This window comes from uncultured Porphyromonas sp. (genome assembly GCF_947254915.1).
Classification (GTDB): domain Bacteria; phylum Bacteroidota; class Bacteroidia; order Bacteroidales; family Porphyromonadaceae; genus Porphyromonas.
This window is the reverse complement of the sequence record NZ_CAMYEZ010000154.1, coordinates 1-3,522: the sequence shown is the minus strand read 5'-3', so window position 1 is coordinate 3,522 and position 3,522 is coordinate 1. Positions and strand designations below refer to the sequence as shown.

2 protein-coding genes and 1 tRNA gene are annotated in these 3,522 nt (G+C 52.6%); all 3 read left to right on the top strand.

All coding sequences use genetic code 11. From position 1 onward, the window contains the following. Nucleotides 1–141 precede the first annotated feature (141 nt). Nucleotides 142–2,454: a carboxypeptidase-like regulatory domain-containing protein gene (locus tag Q0X57_RS07875; protein ID WP_297729903.1), complete on the top strand. Its 2,313-nt coding sequence runs from the start codon at nucleotides 142–144 to the stop codon at nucleotides 2,452–2,454. Nucleotides 2,455–2,588: 134 nt separating this feature from the next. Next, nucleotides 2,589–2,662, top strand: a tRNA-His gene (locus Q0X57_RS07870). A gap of 406 nt (nucleotides 2,663–3,068) precedes the next feature. Next, nucleotides 3,069–3,522: PEP/pyruvate-binding domain-containing protein (locus tag Q0X57_RS07865; protein WP_297729901.1), on the top strand; the 454-nt coding region annotated here is incomplete at its 3' end.

The following is a 3,522-nucleotide window of genomic DNA, read 5'->3' as shown; positions in this document are numbered from 1 at the left end:
GCGCTGAAGCAAATAATGTTGCGGGTCTTGCGAGATAACTGCCTCCCCATGCGACTTTTCCCGCTGCAACAATCGGCTTGTTAAATCGTCTTTAAGGAAATGATACACTAAATGTAATTCACTTTTATCCGTTTCACGCATATGAGTAGCAAGATTTACCACCATTTACTGGGAGCGATGGCGCTCCTCCTCATCACGGCAGGCGTACTGGCTGCGCAGACCATCACGATCCAGGGGCGAGTGCTCGCTAGTAGCGACTCGACTGCGCTCGTCGGAGCTAGCGTCGGGCTATTTGACGATAAGGGACAGCTCACATCGGGCGTCTCGACAGAGAGCGAGGGACAGTTTGCCCTACAGGCTGATCCGCAGGTGGTTAGGGAGCTACGCATCAGTAGTATAGGTTACACGCCGATGACCATCCAGATAGCGGGCGATGCACGAGGGGTGATCGCTCTCGGCACGCTCTACATGTCGGAGGATAGCCAGCTCCTCGACCAAGTAGTGGTGCAGGGGCAGCGAAGCCGTGTGGATAAGATGCTGCTCTTCCCACAGCAGGCAGAATTGGCACGTAGTCAGGACTTCCTCAGCTTGCTACAGACGATGCAATTACGTGGTCTGACCATTGACCTGATGAATAAGCAAGCCTCTATCCGTGGCGGGGAGGTGCAGTGGCAGGTGGACGGCGTGCCCCGCACGATACAAGATGTGCAGAGCATAGACCCAAAGCGTATCCTACGCATTGAGTACTCTGACATGGTCTCGGCACGCTACACCGATCGGGGCATCGGAGGGATCGTCAATGTGATCCTCAAGGAGCGTCTGCATGGTGGCTCTGTCTGGGCGCAGGTCGAGTCGGCGCTGACGACGGGCTTTGTCAATGGAGCTTTGGGGGCTCGCTACGATCGGGGACTTCACTCCTTTACGCTCGATTACAACAATGGCTTCCGAGACTATCGCAAGCGCTTTGCCTACTTAGAGACGAAATACATAGCTCCGCACGAGGAACTGACCCGTACGGAGACGCCTGAGGCTAGCCCCTTTGGCTATATGGTTCAGAACCTTAACCTCTCCTATTTATATAAGCCCAGCGAGCGACAGCAGTTTAGCGCTACGCTACGCAATGAGTTTGTCAATTACCACAGCACTTCTCGCTCAGAGATTGCGCAGAGTGACAGCGACCCTTTCCATAGGGAGTCTAGCGTCAAGGAGCGTAGCTACACGCCAGCACTGGACCTGTACTATGCCAACATGCTGAGCAATGGGGGCAAGTTGGAGGTGAATCTCGTGGGCTCCTACAGTCACGGCATGCACAGTTTATCGCTACAGGATCAGAAGGCTACGCAGATGCGTGAGGTACAAAACGCTGTTGACGTGAGTCGCACAGCGCTCATCGGGGAGGTGGTATACAATCACCCATTTAGCAGTCACTTCACGCTCGCCACGGGCTTGCAGCATACGACTGCTTACTCGCTCAATAAGTATGTCGAGATGACGGACAATCTACTGGAAAACAACAGCTACCTCTTTGCCAATGCCCAGGGACAGCTCGGCAAGGTGCAGTACAGTATCGGTACGGGAGCCAAGCTCTTTGTCGTGCAGGATGCGACTGATAAGAAGCTTTTTGTGAGGAATCAGAGCACGCTCTCGCTCTTTTACAGCCCGATCAACCATCTGACTCTTGTTCTCAAGTCTACCTATCTGCCGACGCTCCCCTCGCTGAGTATGCTCTCGCGGGTACAGCAACGTGTGGACGACCTCATGAGGACGAGTGGCAATCCGGATCTCAAGGCGGCTCAGTCGCTTTACAACCGCTTCGGGGTCTATTACCAGACGAAGCTCTTCACGAGCAATCTAGACTTCTCGATAAATAATACTTGGGCGCCTATCCTCTGGGATGCGACCTACGATGTGGCGGGCGGTTACTTCCTCAACCGTGCTACGAATGGACGCTTCAATCGCCAGTACAGCATCTCTTGGCAGGGTGGGCTAAACAATCTGTGGAACTTCCTAACGCTACAAGGCACCGTGCGCTACGATATGTTTCGCACCCACACGGGTGTCGCCGCCTACCAGCTCAACAGCCTATACTGGAATGCTAGCGTGATGATGAACTACAAGGGGTGGACGCTCGGCTATGACTATGTCCATCCGCAGTGGACGCTGTCGGGGCATACGAAGTCTCTGGGCGAGAACTCCTCCCGTCTGATGCTCCTCTATAAGTATCGTGACTGGAGCTTCTATGCGAGCTGTATCTTCCCCTTTACGCCGCGTGGCTCCGAGTATCAGAGCGAGACCTTGTCGCCTGTCATACCTAGCACGAGTAGGGTGTACATACTGGACAATCGTAACATGGTGACTGTCGGGGTGGCTTGGCGACTGAACTTCGGCAAGCAGCTCCAGCTCATCGACCGCACGCTCCAAAATAGGGACTCCAACGAGAGTGTTGTCAAGTAACCCGATGCGCAGGGAGGTTGCGCTGGGGGTGTTGTGGGATTCAAAAAGATTGTGTACCTTTGCACAGCAAACGTGAGAGGGAACTTTTCTCTCGGGAGTGACGATGTGGCTACTCTTATCGCGGTTGCTAGATGGTGATCATAGCTCAGCTGGTTAGAGCATCAGATTGTGGTTCTGAGGGTCGTGGGTTCGAATCCCACTGGTCACCCTAGTCGCTGGTTTTATTCTCTCTAGTCTCTAGCGACTTTTATCTTCAATCATTTTCTTCTTCAACGATTTTATCTTTTAGGGTTGTTAAGGCATCAGTCTTAGCAACCTTTTTTCTTTAGGAGCGGGCAACACGTGAGATTGGCGAATGATGAAATGTCGTAGGCACGGAGATTTTTACTACCTTTGCACCGTATTGTTGTCTTGCAGCCCCCTTGCAGACTATGAGGCGTTAGAGCGACTGATGCATCTGCGCTTTACTCACTAGTCTTCTAGACTAGAGACAGTCTGTCTTAAGCAAGATGACGACAGTCTAGGGTGTCCACCACAGTGGTGGAGGTCGCTCAGCTCAATCACTTACTTACACTTACTTAATTACGAACAGAATACCAAATATAATTTCCCCAATGAAGAACAAGAAGAGAATCTACACCTTTGGCAATGGAAGTGCCGAGGGTAATGCTCAGATGAGAGATTTACTTGGTGGTAAGGGTGCTAACCTGGCGGAGATGAACCGCATAGGTGTGCCAGTCCCTCCAGGATTCACTATCTCGACTGAGGTGTGTACAGAGTATTATGAGCGAGGCCGTGAGGCTGTCGTAGCTGACCTCAAGGACGACTTGATGGCAGCCGTCAAGCATATCGAGACCATCATGGGCTTTAAGTTTGGCGATGTAGAGAATCCTCTTCTCGTCTCAGTGCGCTCGGGTAGTAGAGCTTCGATGCCGGGTATGATGGACACGATCCTCAACCTCGGACTCAACGATACGGTCGTCGATGGCTTGGCTCGCAAGAGTGGCAACGAGCGCTTTGCTTGGGACTCTTACCGTCGCTTCGTGCAGATGTATGGCGATGTCGTAC